The sequence below is a fragment of the Anaerobiospirillum thomasii genome, assembly GCF_900445255.1.
GTDB classification, from domain to species: Bacteria; Pseudomonadota; Gammaproteobacteria; order Enterobacterales; family Succinivibrionaceae; genus Anaerobiospirillum_A; species Anaerobiospirillum_A thomasii.
The window spans coordinates 731895-751582 of the sequence record NZ_UAPU01000005.1; the positions used below are offsets into that span (position 1 = coordinate 731895).

The following is a 19688-nucleotide window of genomic DNA, read 5'->3' on the forward strand; positions in this document are numbered from 1 at the left end:
ATTTTGTTTTGTTCTGTTTTGTGTATGTAAGATGTGGCAGAACCAAAAACTCTAAGTATAACGCTAGTTACCCTGTTGCGCTATAAGGTTAAATTAAAATCTCCTGATCTTAAGTTATTATATGGTGCCACATAATACCTATAGTCCATCCAACACTTTTATTCAGATCCTCTCTTCTTTGCAATATTGCCCAAAGATGCAATCTTACATTTTTTCTTGAAAAAGCCTATGCCAATGCCATAGACATGTTTATATTGTGCACTAAATAGATCTGCATATTTCTTTTCTATGATTTGATCTGTAGCCTCATTAGCGACCTCTAGACAGTCATCTGTTGTAGCTCTTTTAAACTCTAAAATAACTGCTCTATCATTAGATGAGTCTTTAAGAATGATGTCACTATAGCCAAGACCACTTTCACTCTCATCTAACATAGTAATACCACAATCGGTTACAGCCTCTATCAAAAGACCCTGCATAAAACCATGATAGTATTGCTCATGACCTGAATGTCTAATGCTTATATAGGTTTTTAATACTGTATTGATAATATCCTGAGCCTTGGCAATATCATTACACAGTAATGCATCTAAAAGGTTATAACCCTGAGAGCTCCAGGTTGCATCATCCTCTGAATATAAAACTTCAAGCCTGCTTTCAAAGGCCTTTCTTACCTCATAATTTGGTATTTTAACTCTGACATTGCCGCTTAATGGTGAGTCATCAGCTAAAGTAACATAACCTGTCTGCAGCAACATAGTGCCAAAGGCATTAAATTTCAGACCACTTTTAATATCAGGATAAACTGTAAATTCAGATAGCTCTATGTCAATAGATTTGCCATCCATTAAGTCCTGTAATTTATCAATATTACCTTGCTTTTTAGCCTCAATTGAGTTTTTTGTGTACAGAGTAATAATGTCATTGCCTGAGGTGTTAACCCAAAAAGGCTTTGGCTCATTGCTGCCGTTGCGTTTTGATGAGGCGCAGTACTCCATTAAAGACCACGGGCAATAGACATTCTCATGGCCAAATCTATAGCCGTTATACCACTTTTTAATCTCATCTCTTTTTGACTCAAGGCCAAAGTCACTGATGATTTTATCAGTCTGCTCCTGCGTAAAGCCAAAGAATGTAGTGTAATTCTCATCGTTGACATTAAAAGTGGTAAAGTTATTAGCATCAGTAAAGACACTTTGATGAGCAATTTTTAAACAGCCAGTGACAATGCCCTTATACAGCCATGGATTACCCTGCTGTTTAAAGACAGATATGCTTATACTTCTTATGATGGAGAGCATTTCATCATAGTAAGGCTCTTTAGCCACTACAGCCTTTTGCAATGGCACATCATACTCATCTATAATAATTAATACCTGTCTATTAAATTCTTTATGTAAAAGAATTGCAAGAATGCTTATAAAAGATTTACAGAAAGAAACAGCCTGATCTAACTTAATAGGATCAGATAAGTTTTTATATTCAGCTTTACAAAAATAATCAATATCAGTAAATCTATATAATTCATCAGCAGCTAAAATCTTGCTGTTTTTTAAAAAAGAGTAATTTGAATATACCTCATAAATAACTCTTAAAAATTCGACTATGGCCTCTTTAAAACAAAGACCTTCAATACCTTTAAAAGAGACATAGATAACAGGCACCTGTCCCATAACCTTATCACGCAGCTCTTTGTAATCATCCTGAGCTACAGCAAGATTACGGCCATTTTCTATAAAGAGCTTTTGCTGATAGGAGGTATCGCCTGGATTTTTATAGTCAAGCTCACAAAAGGCCTTTATCATGGACATATTTAAGGTTTTTCCAAAGCGGCGAGGTCTTGTGAATAAAGTGTTTTTATCACCTCTGTTTATAAAGAGATCATTAAGATAATATGTCTTATCAACATAATAGCCATTATTTAAAATATGACTGGCAAAGTCCTCTTCACCAGATAAGATAACTGTACCATTATTTTTAATCATCATACATCCCTTTATCCTGATTCTTTATAGCAGCTTTTGTATAAAGATGCGTGCTTTATACAATCTTACTTTACAATCAATATGACACATGGTCATAGATACATAAAAAAGCTAATCGTTGTCATTGTGAACAAATATATAGTCTGCTTCACTGTATATGGTTTTATGAGTTTGAGCAGCAGATAAAGATCTCTGTCTTGCACCATTGAACAATCTGCCTTTGCCTGTTTTGCAACATTACCAAAAGATGCAAACTTATATAATTTCTCACTTTTCATGTATCAATATAAGCACTTTATTCCTATTATACTAGTATATCTGATAAATAAAATGCTGGTGATTTATACTTGATAAAGACGGCTCACAAGGTGATATGTAATATATATTTCAAATTTTTAAATTGATTGAGAACTAGATCAACTTTAGTTAAGGGCTTTGGCATGAAATGCATATAAAAATTAGGAAAAGTAGCATGTATGCCAACAGTTTATTAATTTTTTAAATATATGAGACAAAAATCAAATCAAGAAATTAAAATGTGAGATAAGAATCACGGCGCAAACTTTATAGTTGTAACTAGATCTCTTTTCAAAAATGGTGGATTTAATTCATTTAGATAACAAGAGCTATGTTTTATGATCCTTTAAGAAGTGCCGTTGTTGACATGATAGATAGAGTGACATTTACCAATGAACGTCAGCACTCAAAGGTAAAATATCCTCTTGCTCCTAGTATCTTTAGAATAATTATGTCCTTGATTTCCTTCTAATGCCATGTCTCATGATACAGTTATGCACTTGATGTGCTATCTGTGCACTAAAAACCACAACTTTATCAGAAACTCAATATTGCTAAACAAGATAGCCTTAAACAATCTAAGGCTGGTACAAGAAGACTATACAAAGAACGATCAAATGTCTATTAAACGCCTTGTAGGCAAGTGCAATAGCAATGTTCTCTTTACAATGAAAGCACTCTGCAAGCTACTTACACAAGATCAAACCACATAGTAATTAAAAAAATGAGGGTCAATTTTTAATAAAGCAAAAGAAATTTATGCCAAAACCCTAAAAAAAATCCTGCAGAATGTATATAGTGCAGGATTCTTTATTTTAGAACAGATATAAAAGGCTCAGGCCTAAGAGCACTCTGTAGATGACAAAGACTGCCATACCTGATTTTGATATATATTTCATAAAGAAATGTATAACAGAGATGGCCAGAATAAAGGATACAAAGGCACCTACCAGCATCTGCGGAATATCAGCACCTCCAAGATCTGGTGTGGTATAGAGCTTGACGCCCTCTAAAAGACCGGAGGCCATGATAATTGGAATTGAGAGCAGGAAGCTAAAGCGGGCTGCAGCCTCAGGGCGCAGACCTAAGAATAAACCTGCTGTCAAGGTAATACCTGAACGTGAGGTGCCAGGCACTAGGGCTAAAGCCTGGGCACAGCCTATGATTATGGCCTGCTGATAGGTCATATGTCTTAAACTGTCAGGTCTTTGTCCCTGAATATTAACCAGTGTTCTCCAGCACAGCTTGCGGTTGACATAGGAGGCTACTCCTAAAAGCAGACCATAGCCTATGGTGGTATAGGCAATAATTTCAATTGATCTTGCCACTGTGGCAATCTGCGGCTCAAAGATATAACCGCAGGCACCTGCTGGAATTGTAGCCAGCACAATAAACCAGCCTACACGTGAGATTGGGGTATTGCGTCTTTTAACTACAGACTCTATGGTATGGGTTGCTATCTGCACCAGATCTGCAAGGTAATAGCAGATAACTGCCAGCAGCGTACCAATATGCACTGCCACATCAAAAGCCAGACCCTGATCCTGCCAGCCTAAAAGATGACTTGGAAAGATAAGGTGCGCTGATGATGAAACAGGCAGAAACTCGGTAATGCCCTGAATAATTGCTAAAATAATAACTTCAGTTAAGGTCATTGTCTGTCCTTAATTATCCCAGTTTTCAAATTCTTTGTTAAAATCAAAATCTACCTTTTTAACGTGCATCTTCTCTGGCAGACGTGGGTGCATCTCCTCCCAGATCTCACTGACTTTAATCTTAAGCAGAGGATGCATAAACTCAGGCTCAATTTCAGTTAATGGGCACAGTACAAAAGGATAGTCCTGAATGTCATGACGTGGTACCTTGCATGGTCTTGTAGCCACAGTATCGCCATAGGTTAAAATATCAATATCAAGTCTTGGCTTGGAGCCAAAATTGGTGCCGTTGTAGAACATCATCTCAACACCGGCCTCCATCTCAATAGTCTGTATATGCTCATACAGCTCCTCAAAGGATAAAGAACACTGAGCTCTTATTACCATATTGTAATAGTCAGGCTCAGCCTCTCTTACGGCTCTGCTCTCATAGACTGAGGATATATCTACAGCACCCAAAAGCTCCTTTAATCTTAAAAGAGCAAAACGTATAGAATTATCCCTGTTTAAATTGGTACCAATACCTAAAAAAACCTTTACTGACATTTTTTACATCCTAATTTCTATAACGTGTAATTTCTATTCCGGCCATATGACAGTCAGCTACAGCCTGTGTCTTGGCAAGTGATAAAGTTACTGACTCTGCAGCAAAATTCTCAAAAATCATAGCGCACATTCTCTGCGCTAAAACCTCAAGCAGCTCCTCTTTAGCCTGCTTTGCAAATGCAGCAAGCTTTGAGGCAAGTGCGGCATAATCTACCGAGAGTGACAGATCGCCACTTTTTGCGCATTGTGACAGATCAAGATGCACCCTTACATTTATCACAAGCTCCTGCTCAACCTGCCTTTCATGCGGCAGTATGCCTATAATGCAGGAGACTTTCAAATCCTTGATAAAAACACTATCCATTTTATAAAGCTTTAAGTTCGGTAAGTGGCCAGCGCGGCACCACATCAAGCTCAAGATTGTCCTGTACATCTCCTGCCTTAAAACGCAGCATGCCGGCAAGAGCAATCATGGCGCCATTGTCTGTACAAAATTCACGGCGGGCAAAGAAAGCCTCACCACCGCGCTTTTGCATCATTTCATCAAGTGCATTTCTAATAGCACTGTTGGCACTGACACCACCTGCCACCACAAGACGGTTTAAACCTGACATATCAAGAGCTCTTGTGCACTTGGCCTTTAGAGTGTCCACTACGGCATCACTAAAGCATCTGGCAATATTATACTTGTGCTCATCGATATTATCCGTCTGCATAGTGGCATTTAGCACAGCTGTTTTTAAACCTGCAAAAGAAAAATCACAGTTTGGCCTGTCAAGCATAGGACGCGGAAAATGATAGGCCTTAGGATCTCCCTTCTGTGCCATCTTCTCAAGAGCAGGACCGCCAGGATAGGCAAGACCTAAAAGTTTTGCAGTCTTGTCAAAGGCCTCACCTGCAGCATCATCCACACTCTGGCCTAAAAGCTCATACAACCCAGGCTGCATGACTTTAATTAGCATGGTATGTCCACCTGAGACTAAAAGAGCTACAAATGGAAAAGAAGGTGGATTGTCCTCAAGCATAGGTGCTAAAAGATGACCTTCCATATGGTGTACGCCTACAGCAGGAATGTCTAAAGCGTAGGCAAGAGAGCGGGCGGCCATGGCTCCTACCATTAAAGCACCGATAAGGCCTGGGCCTCTGGTATAGGCAATGGCACACAGATCTGACATTTTGGTATCAGAATCATTTAATACTTTATTGACAAGAGGTATTACTCTTTTTATATGATCACGTGAGGCAAGCTCTGGTACCACGCCGCCATATTCTGCGTGCATGGCAATCTGTGAGTGCAGAGCATGAGAGACTAAACCCTGTGCATCATCATAGATGGCAACACCGGTTTCATCACATGAGCTCTCAATACCTAAAATACGCATATAAAATCTCTGTTTTACTCATAAATCAAACTTTGTATTTTAGCAAAAAATATGCTGCTATGGGCAGATAGTTTCAAGATAATGCCACAATTGCCACTATTGTACCTTTGACAGACTCCATGCTTTAAAGTCCCTGCTCAGCCTATGCTTAATGTATTTGCTGCACTTTAAAGCACTGCCTTTGAGCTAAGACTAATCCTTTAAATGAAACACAAAGGTGCAATTTTTCAATAGTGTAAAAAAAGAGGTAAAAGCGCTTAAAAATAAGTATAATAAGTGCTTTACTAGAACATCGATTATTAGTATAATCACGATGTTTTTTTTATTTACCGCCAGCACATTGTGCTGGTTTTGATAATCCATAAGTGAGGTGGTTTTCCACATGCCAGTCATTAGAGTACGTGAGAACGAGCCGTTTGACGTTGCCTTGAGACGTTTTAAGCGCTCTTGCGAAAAAGCCGGTATTTTAGCCGATGTAAGAGCTCGCGAATTTTACGAGAAGCCAACAACTGTACGTAAGCGTGCAAAAGCTTCTGCTATCAAGCGCCACGCCAAAAAAATGGCCCGCGAAAATGCGCGCCGTACAAGGCTGTACTAATCACGCGCCCATCTTTTAAGATATGGCTGTGTTAGTCTAGTTTTGTTAAAAAGGATCTTCCTTTTTTAACGGTGTTTCTAGATAAGATTAAGGGTAAGCATATGCTTGCCCTTTTTATATTACATATCAAATCCTCTCCGCAAACTTTTAAACAAGGTTGATTAAATCAACAACTCTACGTATAGGTATAACATCCATGCCTTCTATTGCCTTTCTTGGCATATTGTCATATGGAACAATGGCTGTGGTAAAGCCCTGTTTAAAGGCCTCGGCTATGCGCTCCTGACCTGACGGCACAGGTCTTATTTCACCTGTAAGACCAATCTCACCAAAGGCAATGGTACTTCTATCTAAAGCCTTGTTATTAAAGGATGAAAGCAGAGCCAGTACCAGAGGCACATCTGATGCTGTCTCCTCGACTTTTACGCCGCCTACCACATTGATAAACACATCCTGATCATTAAAAGACACTCCTGCATGTCGGTGCAGCACCGATAGCAGCATAGACAGACGGTTACTGTCAGTACCAATGGACAGACGTCGTGGATTGCCATAGCTGTTGTCAACCAAAGCCTGCAGCTCTACAAGCAGAGGTCTTGTGCCCTCCCAGACCACCATGGCAAGCGAGCCTGCAGCTACCTCATCCTGCCTGTTTAAAAATATGGCCGATGGGTTTTTAACCTCTTTAAGGCCTGTGTCTGTCATGGCAAAGACACCAATTTCATTGATGGCTCCAAAGCGGTTTTTATGACAGCGCAATGTTCTAAAACGCGGATCTGAACCTGACTCTAAAATAACAGAGCAGTCAACACAGTGCTCTAAGATTTTAGGGCCTGCTATAGTGCCATCCTTTGTGACATGGCCAATCATAAACACGGCTATGCCTGTGCGCTTGGCAAACTGAGTAAGAGCAGCTGCTCCCTCTCTGACCTGACTTACAGATCCAGGAGCACTCTCAACTCCCTGCACATGCATAACCTGAATGGAGTCAACAATTAAAACAGCAGGCTTTTCAGTGGCCGCAAACTGACAGATGGTATCTATTGAAGTTTCAGCTGCAATTCTTACATTGTGAGTCTCAAGATTAAGGCGTTTTGCTCTTATGGCCACCTGCTCTAAAGACTCCTCGCCTGTCACATATAAAACTCTTTGTGACAAAGACAGACGACAGATCATCTGCAAAAGAAGCGTAGACTTGCCGGCACCAGGATTGCCGCCGATTAAAACCACAGAGCCTGGCACAATACCACCACCCAAGGCTCTGTCAAATTCACTGTAGCCTGTGGATAATCTTTGAGTTTTGTGGATCTGCACATTATCAAGTGAGCTGATACCAGAGCCTGAGGCTCCTGCAAAACCGCTCATGGCCCTTTGTGCAGCAGCCCGTCCGGCACTGGCGCTACTTTCTCTTTCCACCACACTTTCGCTTATGGTGTTCCACTGCCCGCACTCTTTGCACTGCCCCTGCCAGCGCGTGTATCTAGCCCCGCACTGCGCGCAGATATATACAGTTTTAACTTTAGCCATGATTTAGCAGGCCATAGTCTCAAGCAGCAGGGCAATAGCTGCAAGTGAGCTGTAATTTAAAGCAACAGCCACCTCCTGCTGCACCTTAGGTTTGGCATGATAGGCCACAGCAAGACCAGATTGTTTCAACATTAAAAGATCATTGGCCCCATCGCCTATACAGACGCTGTTTTCAAGACTTACGCCCCTGTCTTTGGCAAAAGAGCATATGGCATCGGCCTTTGCCTGAGCATTTACAATCTCACCTACAACCTTGCCTGTAAATCTGCCATCCTTAATCTCAAGAGTATTGGCCCTTACCATATCAAGATTATATTTGTGCTCTAAAACCTCAATCAACTGAGTAAAGCCGCCAGATGCTATACCCCTGCCCCATTTAGCTTTGCCAGTAGTCTCTAAAAGTACAGACAGACCGTCAGTTTCGTGCATAATCCCTTTAACCTTATCAAGAACCTGAGCATCGCCATCTTTTAATAAAGCCACACGTCTTGTAAGTGAGGTATTAAAATCCATATGTCCAAGCATAGCCTGCTCTGTAAGACGGGCAATCTCATCATAAAGGCCAAGGGCTCTTGCAATTTCATCAATGCCCTCAATCTGCACTGATGTCATATCCATATCCATGACTAAAACACCACTGCTGTTTAAATTTGGCAGATGTGACAGACAGAACACATCAAAATCAAAAATTTTGTCAAGCACAGCCTGATGCACTGCCCTTTGCGTTGTCTCAAAGCTGTTATCTATAAAGCTGTAGATAAAAAGTGAATGCTCATAGCCGCCTTTTTTGTGCAGCAGTGCCAAGCTCTCTTTATTTAAATTTAAAGTGTTTACAAAGTTATCAAATGAAAATGTATTTAAAAACTCACTGTCTTTTTTAACTATTACTAAAATCTGCATTTTAAAATACTCATATAATTACAAACCTGTAGCCTTGGAGATAATCTTCCTTGCATTATCTAAAATACTTTGTGCATGCTCTTTTGATACCTGAGACTCATAATATATTTTATAAAGATTTTCAGTACCTGACGGTCTTACTGCAAAAAAGCCATCTTCAAGTAAAACCTTGATGCCGCCTAAGGACTGTCCATGCAGAGAATCAAAGATCTTTACCACCCTGGAGCTGCCAAGATAATCAAGAGACAGTGCCGAGGCATTTAAACGCCCAAAGGCCTCTTTCTGCTCTCTTGATATCACCACATCCTGTCTGCTGTAGTAAAATGAGCCGAATTTATCATTAAGATCTGACACATAATCATTAAGGCTTTTGCCGCAGATGGCCATAATCTCAGCTGCAAGCAAAGAACTGCTGATACCATCTTTATCAGAGCTCATAACCTTGCCGTCAAGATCTAAAAATGAGGCTCCGGCGCTGTCTTCACAGCCATAGACAAGCTTTTGTGTATATAAAAGCTCAGAGACCCATTTAAAACCAATGGCTGTCTCATATACTTCATAACCTGCGCTGTGCGCTATCTTATCAATTAAAGCTGATGATCCTATATTTTTGCCAACAAGCAGATCACCTTTCCATAACTCTCTGTTATTTAAAAGATAATGCAGCATTATAGATAAATAATTGGCTGAAAGCAGCAGTTTGCCATCAGCTGTGACAATGCCATGTCTGTCAGCATCAGGATCGGTGGCCACACCTACATCAAATGATCCTTTATAGTCACAAAGAGGCTGCATGGTATAGGCAGAGACGCAGTCCATTCTTATCTTGCCATTATAGTCATATGGCATAAACTGAAAGGTAGGATCGATTTTTTTATTGATAATATCTATATTTAATTTATATCTGTCAGCTATGGCCTCAAAATAGGACAGAGCACTGCCACCTTGCGGATTTACAGCAATTTTTATATCACTACAGGCTATGGCATCAAGCCTTATGACTTTTGCTAAGGCCTCAATGTACAATCTTTGCATATCAGCATAATGTACATAAGGTGAGTTTAAAGCCTCTTTAAAGGAATGGGTTTTTACCTGCGCATTGTTATTTAATAAAATTTCATTGGAGAGAGTTTCAATCTCCTTGGTATATTTTTTAACCGCAGGACCGCCGTAGGCTGGATTGTACTTAAAGCCACCATCATCAGGAGGATTGTGCGATGGAGTTAAAATTATGCCATCTGAGAATCTATCACTTTCTTTATTGTGCCTGACTATCATATAGGAGATGACAGGGGTCGGTGTTACCTTAAAATCTGTATCGATGATGACATCCACTCCATTGGCTGTAAGCACCTCAAGGGTGGTTTTAAAGGCAGGCTCTGATAGAGCATGTGTATCTCTGCCTAAAAAGACAGGACCTGTATACCCCCACTTTTTGCGCAGAATAACAATAGCCTGAGTTATAGCCTGTATATGTTTTTGTAAAAACACTCCGTCGCAGGAGCTGCCTCTGTGGCCTGAAGTACCAAAGGCAATATGGGCATGTCTGTTATCCCTGTCAAAGTCTTTTTCATAATAGTCGCTTATAAGACGCGGAATATCTACAAGTTCAAATTCACTGCCCAGATGCCCAGCTCTGCTGCTTACACTCATCATCTACCACCTTATGCTCTGTACTTAATCAGGATATTATACAGTCATGATATTACAATATAAGACTCTTACACAAAATCTTGGCAATTATAATAACATCAGCCTGCCTGTAAATTTAAAACACTCCCTGCTTTGCAGAAAAATGAACCTTACATTTACCCATCTGATACAAATATAAGCAACACAAAGGGCCGTTTCTTAAATTGTGCCGCCCTTAATGCTTTGAGCCTTGTTTATAAAAAAGATAGTTTTTTAACTGTATACAAATGATAGAGCCTAAAGTTTTTGGCTATAAAATACAATTAGATGGCCCTGAAGGTAGGCGCGAGAGGATCATCGCTGCTCTCATAGTTATAGGCAACAGATGAATTATAACTCTGACTTTCAAGACGCAGATTGTCTGTATCATTGTAAAGGCGCCTTACATCATCTTTTAAATAGGCATAGACCTCATAATCCTTATTGTTTATCTCCACAACATAACGCTCTGGATTGGCATTATTGGCAATATGCTCGCGCCACTGCACCATATGCCCTATAGATGCATAATCGTTAATACTCTCATCCATGTCTCTTGCAAGCTTTAAATCTGCCTTTTTGGGCAGATATACTGTCTGCCCTGCAAAGCCTGTGCAGGCATAAAGCACAACCTTTTTATCATCCTTTATAAGATCTTTTTATCTGCAAGCTCAAAAACAAGGTGCAGTGTATTTTTATCAAAGGCAGGTCGTGTATGCTTTGGTACATAGGCCTCGCTGTGCTCAAGGGAAAGATGTTTGCCAATCTGTGTAAAGACACTGCTCTTTGCACTCTGTGCTGACAATCTAGTGCGCCCCTGCGGATCGCTGTGTCTTGTCTCACCTGCATAGAGGCTTGCACAGCTGCGTGGCAGTGACTCTCTTAAACTGACTCTGTCTGACATATAGCCTCCTAGCAATATCCCTTACCGATATTGTATGCAACTTTAATAAATTAATAAAATATTTTTAATATAGTATTTGCATCTGATAAAAGTTATCTTAATCTAAATTTTATCTACACATAAAAACTGCCTAATGTATGCCAAAGTTATAAATAGATTTATAAAACATTTTTCTTAAAGGGTATAAAAGATACAGCACCAAGGACAATATTTAAAATCTGCCCCTTTGAGTATAAATACTTATGCTAAAGCCACGATCACGACCTGAGTGACAGGCAAGCTTGTACACTGTGTCTTTTATATATGCTTTTAAATTTAAGGGCATATATTTAATAAAAATAAGGCTTTGTTATATAGGTAGATTTTAACAGCTATCTTTATTTTACACGCTTTTTGCACCTATAAAATTATACAGATTGTCACTGACAAGGCGCTCAAGAGACTTCTCATCAAGATCTAAAATCTCAGCTACACTTTTATAGACATTGTGTAAAAAAGCGTGGGGGTAAATATCAGAGCATCCGTCATAATCACTTTCAATAAGAATTCTATCTTGGCTTATAAGCTTTAGCATAGTCTGGCATTTGTCAGATGTAAGATACTTAACATTATCCTTTACATTACCATTTGCCACACAGACTGTGTCTTTGACATCTGATATAGTATCTGCTGTCATCTTCTTTTTTATAAGATTAGAGCCAAAGGAGAAATAGGCATTATAGCTACTGTAGGCCTTAAGCAGATCATAGCTTAATGTAGCGCCATGTATGCAAAAGACTGGCAGTTTATGCTCAGCTTTTAGGCAGGATAAGAGTGAGAGCATAAGATCATGCCCTTTTACTACATGTAAGGATACTGCCTTTTTATATTTAAAGGCCACATCAAGCTGTGCTTTGCAGATGGCAATCTGCTCTTGAGCAGATACTGATGCTCTTTTATCAATACCAATTTCACCAAGACCACACAGATTATAAAAATCCCTGTCTTTTATGACGCTATTGTGCAAAGTAAAAAGTCTGTCAAGATAGGCTTTGATATAACCTTGTCTGTCAGATACGCACATCTTGTCTAAAAACAGAGGATGAAATCCTGCAAAAAAGGCAATATTGTGGCTTTTACAAAGATTGACAAGGTCATTGACTGAGCTCTCATCCACCCCCATAAAGACAGGCTTTATCTTAGAAACAAGAGTGCTTTTTAAAAAGGCACTCTTGTCTTTGACAAAGGACAGATGCACATGAGAGTCAGTTAGCATCTAGTGCTCACGGGTGGCGGCAAAGACTACCTTAGGATGGCGCTCCTGTGTAAGTGACAGATTGACGCCAGAGCTTGCAAGATAGGTAAGATTGTCACCACCATCAAGAGCAAGATTCTGTGGCACCTTGTTCTCAAGCTCTTTTAAGGCCTTCTCATCATCAGAGCTTACCCAGCGGGCTGTAGTTACAGCTACACTCTCATACAGAGCATCTACACCATACTCATGCTTTAGACGTGATACCACCACATCAAACTGCAGCACACCTACAGCACCCACAATAAGATCATTTGACACAAGAGGTCTGAAAACCTGCACTGCACCCTCTTCAGATAACTGCACCAACCCCTTTAACAGCTGCTTTTGCTTTAATGGATCGCGCAGACGTATACGGCGAAAGAGCTCTGGGGCAAAGTTTGGAATACCACTAAAGTGCAGAATCTCACCTTCGGTGAAGGTATCGCCTATTCTTATGGTGCCATGATTGTGAATACCAATGATATCGCCGGCCACAGCCTCTGAGGCCATCTCTCTTTCACCTGCCATAAAGGTTACGGCATCAGAGATCTGCACATCACGCTCAATTCTGACATGACGCATTTTCATGCCCTTGCTGTAGCGGCCTGAAACTATGCGCATAAAGGCAATTCTGTCTCTGTGCTTTGGATCCATATTAGCCTGAATCTTGAAGATAAAGCCTGTAAGCTTCTCCTCATTGGCCACAACCTCTCTTGTGTCGGCACTGCGGGCAAGAGGAGATGGCGCCCATGAGGTCAGTCCGTCTAGCATACAGTCCACACCAAAGTTACCAAGAGCTGTACCAAAGAAGACAGGGGTAAGCTCACCTGCTAAAAAGGCCTCTTCATCAAAGGCATTGGAGCCACCTTCAATAAGCTCCATATCATCGCGCAGCTTTGAGGCCAGATCCTCTCCTACAGCAGCATCAAGATCCTTGTTATCAAGGCCTTTTATGATATTCTTTTCCTGAATATGAAAGCCCTCGCCTGAGTGATAGAGAATAACCTCATCACGCTGTATATGATAGATACCTTTAAAGGATTTGCCAGAGCCTATAGGCCAGGTGACAGGGGCACATAAAATATTAAGCTCCTTTTCCACCTCATCTAAAAGCTCCAGCGGATCACGGGTCTCGCGATCAAGCTTGTTCATAAAGGTCAAAATTGGAGTTGAGCGCAGACGGGTAACTTCCATGAGCTTGCGTGTTCTCTCCTCAACACCCTTGGCAGCATCGATTACCATAAGGCATGAGTCAACAGCTGTAAGCACACGGTAGGTATCTTCAGAGAAGTCCTCGTGGCCTGGGGTATCAAGCAGATTTACAATACAGTTGTTATATGGAAACTGCATAACAGAGGTGGTAACAGAAATGCCACGCTCCTTTTCCATGGCCATCCAGTCGGATTTGGCAAATGATCCTGTTGAGCCGCGGCCTTTGACCTCACCTGCTCTTTGAATAACTGATCCGAATAATAAAACCTTTTCTGTAATTGTTGTCTTACCGGCGTCTGGGTGGGAGATAATGGCAAAAGTCCTTCTTTTGGCCACTTCCTGTAAAAAATTCTTGTCAGCCATAGCGTTTTGAGAATAAGTAAATTTAAAGTATAAAAAAGTTGTGCTATATTAGCATGTTTCTAAAGATTTTACTTGTATTTTGTCCATCCTGGACCTGCACAATCTATCTTTTTGTTAAATATCAGGAGATGTCTATGACTATCGGTATTATAGGAGCCATGGATGAGGAGCTTAAGATCCTCTGCTCAAAACTTCAAAACCGTGAGGATGTAACTATAGGTGCCTACAGCTTTTTCAAAGGCACGCTCAGGGGCAAGGATGTAATCCTGGCAAAATCAGGTATTGGCAAGGTCCGTGCAGGATCGGTATGTGCCACCCTTATCAACACCTTTAAGGTTGATGCCATTTTAAATACAGGCTCAGCAGGTGCCATCAGCTCTGAGCTTGATATTGGCGATACAGTGTTTTCTCAAAAGGTGGCCTATCATGATGTAGATCTTACAGTCTTTGGCTATCAGCAAGGTCAGCTGCCAGGCTACAAGCAGTATTTTATAGCAGACAGCAATCTTTTAGAAAAGGCCCGTGAGGCTTCAAAAAATGTGCAGGACTACCGCGTTTTCTCAGGTACCATAGTCTCTGGCGATCAGTTTATTGCCAGCAAGGAAAAAACCATAGGTTTTGCCTCTGTGTTTGAAAATGCCATGGTCTGTGAGATGGAAGGTGCCGCCGTGGCCCAGGTCTGCACTGACTTTAATATTCCATTTTTAATTATAAGAGCAGCCTCTGACAGAGCAGATGGTGCCTCTCCTGTCTCTTTTGAGGACTTTTTACCAATGGCCTCAAAAAACTCAGCTCTGCTAGTTGAAGAGCTTGTAGCTCTTTTATAATTAAAACCACTCTGGATAAAGCATGGATATACTACATTCACTTTATAATGCCGAGCAGACAGCCAAGCTTATTTTAAACAATCCAGAGCTTTTTTATGAAAAACTAAAGCTCTTTTCCACATATCCATGCTCTATCATGCTCTTTGCCTTTATCATTGAGTCCTTTATCCCTATTCCTGCTTTTTTGCGCCTTAACTATATCTACAGCAGCATGTGCCGTCTTGGCTTTAAGGTCAACCGCAAGGACAATTCACAGCAGCAGAATTTTCTCTCTGGTCTATTTTTATGTCTGCTTGCTGCCTTAATCTCAATTTTGCTGCTTGAGATTTTAAAATTTCTCTCAGGCAATGATATTGTAGTTGTGATTATAACTTTAACCCTGCTCTTATCTTTGCGCGACTATCAGGTGCTCTCACAGAGATTTTGCCGTCTTATGAGTGAAAAGGCTCTGTACTATAAAGAGCAGGGCAAGGCGCTCATTGCGCCGCATGTGCTGCGTGATACAACCAAACTCTCTGATATGGGTATGAGCAAAGCTCTTAGTGAAAGCGTTATTATAAATACAGCCTCACGCTTTTATGCTGTGCTCTTTTGGTATGCCATACTAGATCTTGAAGGGGCCCTTGTCACCTATCTTGTCACCGTACTGTGCAAGGCCTTTTCCATTAAAAAAGAGGAGAATATTCCTTTTGGCCTTAGCATCTACCGTGTCTCACAGGCAATATTTTTAGTTCCATATCTTACAATTGCCCTGCTTTTAGCCCTGCGCTCTTTAAGACCCTATAAATTTTTAAAAACAGTTTTTACACAGTGCACAACCTATCCAAATTTCACTACAGGCATACTTTTATCAGCCACAGGTCTTAGTCTTAATCTTAAGCTCTCAGGCCCGCGTTTTTATTCAGGCGATGAGAAGGTACGCTATGAACCTTTAGGTGGGGATCATATTGCCCGCGCCGACAGCCCTCTTTTGTGCATGCGCATAATAAGAATGTGCGGCATAATTTTTATCTGCTTTAATTTTATAATTTACATCTATAATATGCACAGCATTGCATAAATACCAAAAGATAATATAAAAACTGATACTGCATATATCACGGAGACAATATGTCTGATTTTGAAAATCTGTTAAAAGAGCAGATTGAGTCTGAAGATACAGAAAGTTTTGAGAAAGTGGCAACTGATGTTAAAAAGATAGTACAGGATAAAATTGCCACTAAAAGTGCTCTTATGGACAAGGAGCTTGCCAAAATCCGTCAGGACAGTGCCAGCACTGATAAAAAGCAGGAGACAGATCATGTCTCATCATCCTTTGTAACCATGGTTGATCCAAATGATGTGCTAAGCTATAAAACCCCAGGCACTCAGCCTTTGATGCTGCGCAAGCTTAAAAACGGTGAATATCGTGAGGCTGATTTTATCGATCTGCATGGCAAGACACTTGAGCAGGCCTATGATTTGACCCGTCATTTTATAGCTCATGCCAGAGAGCATGAATTTCGCTGTGTACTTATCATTCATGGCAAAGGCATGAATCAAAGACCAAAGGCGCAGTTAAAAAGCTATGTCAATCACTGGCTCAAGCAGATGAAGGATGTGCTGGCCTTTCACAGTGCCCCTGACTTTAAAGGCGGTACAGGCGCTGTCATGATCATTTTAAAAAAAGGTGATAAGAGCTCTGCTATAAACAGAGAGGAGCATGCAAGACGCTAGTTGCGCTGTTTTTCTTATAACTCGTATTGCTCTTATCTCTTTTTATTTAAAGCTTTAAAAAGCTCTTTATGATAGTGTGCTGCTCTTACATTTAAGATCTTATACAAAGTAACTCTCAGATACAACCCATAAAGTGCGTCTATAGATAAGTATAGGCGCATTAATTTTTTCCGGCTCTATCTTTACCTAAAAATAATTACAACACTTTGATATTTATTTAAATATTTTTTATTTACCTCTGGCAATTCTAATTTACTTATGCTATCATAGGTACGTATTATTGCACATCTATGAGGTTAATATGGCTGAGCTTATCATTCCTACACTTCCATCTTTGCTTGTCAACAAAGGTAGCAAGTACGACGTTTACTATGTATACACCTATCAAAATGTATGGAACTCTGAGAAAAAGCGCTCTGAGCGTAAGAACTCTAAAAAAGTGGGTGTTATTCATGGCGGCACTAAAGATGGTCTTATTCAATGGGATGAGAGCTTTATTCAGCAGTATCCTGAGCTTGAGCACATTGATACATTCAGAGAAAATGGTAAATATATTTTTAAACCAAAAGCATATGATGAGACCACGGCTCTTACCATTGAGCGCCCATCTAAAATCTATCATGCTGGCGCTACCTATGCCCTTGATAATATTGTTGCTCAGTCTCATCTTGGTAAAGCTCTTGCCAATGCCTTCCCTCAGCATAATGACTTTAAGAAAATACTCTCTGTTGCTTATTTCCTTATATTAAACAGAGATAATAATATCTCTTTGTATGAAGACTTTGCTGAGAGCACTAGACTGCCGTATCAGCGTGAACTGTCAAGCTCTGCAATTCATAGACTCTTTGCCAGAATTGAACCTCATGACGTTGAGCGTTTTATACAGTTCATGACAGACTACTTTATTAAACATAACTATAAAGATGATGAAAATATCTTTTTAGCCTTTGATTCAACCTCCATCTCAACCCACTCTCAAAACCTCTCTTTAGCAGAGAATGGTAAAAACAAAGATGGAGATGAAATGCCACAGATAAATGTACTAATGCTTACAGATCAGAAAACCGGCATTCCTTTATACTACAGGGCATACAATGGAGCTGTTCCTGACGTTGTTACCTTGCGCCGTACCATTGCTGATGCTACAAGACACAACTTTAATAAAAATCTTGTGTTTGTTATGGATAAAGCCTATCCTTCAGCAGCAAATCTCAATGACTGCATGTGCAACAATGTAAGCTTTGTGGCCAATATGAAAACCAATGTTGCCGGCAGTTTCACTCAGGATGAAATCAATGCAAATTATAACGACCTGATCTCAAGAGCAAGCTACAACCGTCAAATCAAGCAGAACATATTTACCGTTAAGATTAAATGGAAATATGATGCTTATCCTGTGCATGGTAAAAATAAAAGCTATAAAGATGAAAAAGAACTGTTTTTACATCTGTACTATGACCAGCAGATACACAATAAATCCTCTGAGGTAATTACGCAAAATGCTGCTCTGGTGTGCGAGATCCTCAATAATGGCGGTGAAATAAAGCACGAAGCTCTAAAATCGATAAAAGAGCGTTTTGTAGTCTTTGATGATAAGCGAAAGGCCTGGATCATATCTGACTTAAAGGTTGAAGAGCATATCAAATATAAAGGCATCAGAGCACTTCTTACAGACTGCGAGCAGGATGCTGTCAAATGCTATGAAGCCTATTATGACCGTAATGAGGTTGAATATGCCTTTAATACGCTTAAATATAGACTTCACTGCAACAGAGCTAAATGTCATACAAATGAAGGATTTTATGGACGTATATTCACGCAGTTTATAGCTACTTCTATTGCTATTATGTTTAGAAAGAGGATTAAGGAGTTTAAAAATAATATTAAAAGCGCAAATATTAGAAATAAGGTGCTTTACTGCAGTGATAACAAGATCCTCTCATCGCTCAACAATATAATGCTTTTAGTTACCCAAAGAGGTAATTTTTACGACGAAGTGGTAGGCAAGAAGGCAGACTTTTTCAGGGCATTAAATATTGAAATACCGTGCAGTACAAAGGATGGATATGATCTTATCTCTGGACTAACTGACGAGAATGAGAATGATATTGATGCCGAGGATCCAATCTTTGATGATATCTTTGCTTAAAACTAAGGTAGGCTACTAGGCCTACCTTTTTCCAATAAGGCACCAATCTAGATCAGTAAATTGGCGCACTTTATGGGATACAAAAAAGGCCCTGCTAAGGCCTTTGACTATATTTGTATTACATAAATTGTGCAGTGATTTTATGAGGCTAGAGCCTTGGCCTCTTTAATCTCATCTAAAACTAAAAAGCCATCGCCACTTTCCATAAGAGGCACACTCTGAGTCTCAAGACCGTTGAACTGACGTCTTAATTTTTCCTGCTTTAGAGGTGGCAGCTCAGCTAAAACCTCTGGGGCTATATCATAGCGTACAGGACATAAAGGTGGCTGATGCAGACAGTTGTGCAGTCTTATAGAATTTAAACCCTGAATGTGCAGCACATCGGCCATATTGGCGCCGGCGCTGAAATCACAAGGCTCGGCATATTTTTTGACAGGCTGCGGCAGATTGAATTTGCGGCGCAGAGCCTCGTCACCTACTATACCCTGACTTACAGCCTTTTCATTGACAATAGTTGTATCTGTAACATCAGCAGAGAGCATGGAGAGCATCAGAGCAAAATCGGCATGATTTGAGGTCTGCAGTGATTCATTTAATCTCTGACCTAACTGCAGTTCATCTACAAGATATATGTCTCTGATATTTGAAGCTAGCACGATCTGTCCCCTTTTCTTAACTGATAT

General features: G+C 40.2%; 19 protein-coding genes. 6 read left to right on the forward strand and 13 right to left on the reverse strand.

The window, feature by feature from the left end; translation table 11 throughout:
- Positions 1-158: 158 nt before the first annotated feature.
- Positions 159-1988 carry an AAA family ATPase gene (locus tag DRZ93_RS03355; RefSeq protein ID WP_113745825.1) on the reverse strand — a complete coding sequence of 610 codons (1830 nt, stop codon included), beginning with the start codon at positions 1986-1988 and terminating at the stop codon, positions 159-161.
- Positions 1989-2613: 625 nt separating this feature from the next.
- Between DRZ93_RS03355 and DRZ93_RS13510 the strand changes: the two genes are divergently transcribed.
- On the forward strand, positions 2614-2754 hold the full coding sequence (locus tag DRZ93_RS13510) for a hypothetical protein (RefSeq protein ID WP_172458013.1): 141 nt from the start codon (positions 2614-2616) through the stop codon (positions 2752-2754).
- A gap of 343 nt (positions 2755-3097) precedes the next feature.
- Here the strand turns inward: DRZ93_RS13510 and DRZ93_RS03365 are convergent, their stop codons facing one another.
- Genes DRZ93_RS03365 through tsaD form a run of 4 tightly spaced genes read right to left on the reverse strand, consistent with a single transcriptional unit; the run spans position 3098 to position 5865 of the window.
- The gene (locus DRZ93_RS03365; RefSeq protein ID WP_113744725.1) at positions 3098-3937 is read right to left on the reverse strand and encodes an undecaprenyl-diphosphate phosphatase; all 840 of its coding nucleotides are present in this window, start codon (positions 3935-3937) and stop codon (positions 3098-3100) included.
- A 9-nt stretch (positions 3938-3946) separates the two neighbouring features.
- Complete coding sequence (gene folK / locus DRZ93_RS03370; RefSeq protein ID WP_113745827.1) at positions 3947-4483, reverse strand: 2-amino-4-hydroxy-6-hydroxymethyldihydropteridine diphosphokinase; 537 nt, start codon at positions 4481-4483, stop codon at positions 3947-3949.
- Between the two features lie 10 nt (positions 4484-4493).
- On the reverse strand, positions 4494-4847 hold the full coding sequence (folB, locus tag DRZ93_RS03375) for a dihydroneopterin aldolase (RefSeq protein WP_172458014.1): 354 nt from the start codon (positions 4845-4847) through the stop codon (positions 4494-4496).
- Between the two features lies 1 nt (position 4848).
- A complete protein-coding gene (tsaD, locus tag DRZ93_RS03380) occupies positions 4849-5865 on the reverse strand; it encodes a tRNA (adenosine(37)-N6)-threonylcarbamoyltransferase complex transferase subunit TsaD (RefSeq protein ID WP_113745828.1) in 1017 nt (338 codons plus the stop codon).
- A 382-nt stretch (positions 5866-6247) separates the two neighbouring features.
- On the opposite strand from tsaD, the gene rpsU reads away from it, so the two are divergent.
- Entirely contained in the window at positions 6248-6463 is a 216-nt protein-coding gene (gene rpsU, locus DRZ93_RS03390; protein WP_113744729.1) for a 30S ribosomal protein S21, read from the forward strand.
- 147 nt (positions 6464-6610) lie between these two features.
- Here rpsU and radA read toward each other — a convergent pair whose 3' ends face one another.
- The 7 genes from radA to prfC form a co-directional block, all read right to left on the reverse strand.
- Positions 6611-7990 carry a DNA repair protein RadA gene (gene radA, locus DRZ93_RS03395; protein ID WP_113744730.1) on the reverse strand — a complete coding sequence of 460 codons (1380 nt, stop codon included), beginning with the start codon at positions 7988-7990 and terminating at the stop codon, positions 6611-6613.
- A 3-nt stretch (positions 7991-7993) separates the two neighbouring features.
- Positions 7994-8890 (reverse strand): phosphoserine phosphatase SerB, encoded by an 897-nt coding sequence (serB, locus tag DRZ93_RS03400; protein WP_113744731.1) that lies wholly within the window; start codon positions 8888-8890, stop codon positions 7994-7996.
- Positions 8891-8908: 18 nt separating this feature from the next.
- Positions 8909-10543, reverse strand: a complete 1635-nt coding sequence (locus tag DRZ93_RS03405) for a phosphohexomutase domain-containing protein (RefSeq protein WP_113745830.1) — start codon at positions 10541-10543, stop codon at positions 8909-8911.
- A 302-nt stretch (positions 10544-10845) separates the two neighbouring features.
- Complete coding sequence (locus tag DRZ93_RS03410) at positions 10846-11190, reverse strand: hypothetical protein (RefSeq protein ID WP_113745831.1); 345 nt, start codon at positions 11188-11190, stop codon at positions 10846-10848.
- A gap of 17 nt (positions 11191-11207) precedes the next feature.
- On the reverse strand, positions 11208-11465 hold the full coding sequence (locus DRZ93_RS03415; RefSeq protein ID WP_113745832.1) for a hypothetical protein: 258 nt from the start codon (positions 11463-11465) through the stop codon (positions 11208-11210).
- Positions 11466-11847: 382 nt separating this feature from the next.
- Positions 11848-12720 carry a TatD family hydrolase gene (locus DRZ93_RS03420; protein WP_113745833.1) on the reverse strand — a complete coding sequence of 291 codons (873 nt, stop codon included), beginning with the start codon at positions 12718-12720 and terminating at the stop codon, positions 11848-11850.
- Entirely contained in the window at positions 12721-14313 is a 1593-nt protein-coding gene (prfC, locus tag DRZ93_RS03425; RefSeq protein ID WP_113744735.1) for a peptide chain release factor 3, read from the reverse strand.
- A gap of 134 nt (positions 14314-14447) precedes the next feature.
- Here prfC and DRZ93_RS03430 point away from each other — a divergent pair, with 134 nt between their 5' ends.
- From DRZ93_RS03430 to DRZ93_RS03445, 4 genes are all read left to right on the forward strand, one after another.
- Complete coding sequence (locus DRZ93_RS03430) at positions 14448-15140, forward strand: 5'-methylthioadenosine/adenosylhomocysteine nucleosidase (RefSeq protein WP_172458015.1); 693 nt, start codon at positions 14448-14450, stop codon at positions 15138-15140.
- A 22-nt stretch (positions 15141-15162) separates the two neighbouring features.
- Entirely contained in the window at positions 15163-16200 is a 1038-nt protein-coding gene (locus DRZ93_RS03435) for a cobalamin biosynthesis protein (RefSeq protein ID WP_113744737.1), read from the forward strand.
- A 50-nt stretch (positions 16201-16250) separates the two neighbouring features.
- A complete protein-coding gene (locus DRZ93_RS03440; protein WP_113745835.1) occupies positions 16251-16856 on the forward strand; it encodes a Smr/MutS family protein in 606 nt (201 codons plus the stop codon).
- Between the two features lie 301 nt (positions 16857-17157).
- On the forward strand, positions 17158-19005 hold the full coding sequence (locus tag DRZ93_RS03445; RefSeq protein WP_146741089.1) for an IS1634 family transposase: 1848 nt from the start codon (positions 17158-17160) through the stop codon (positions 19003-19005).
- Positions 19006-19145: 140 nt separating this feature from the next.
- Here the strand turns inward: DRZ93_RS03445 and DRZ93_RS03450 are convergent, their stop codons facing one another.
- Positions 19146-19661: a VC2046/SO_2500 family protein gene (locus tag DRZ93_RS03450; RefSeq protein WP_172458016.1), complete on the reverse strand. Its 516-nt coding sequence runs from the start codon at positions 19659-19661 to the stop codon at positions 19146-19148.
- Between the last annotated feature and the right edge of the window lie 27 nt (positions 19662-19688).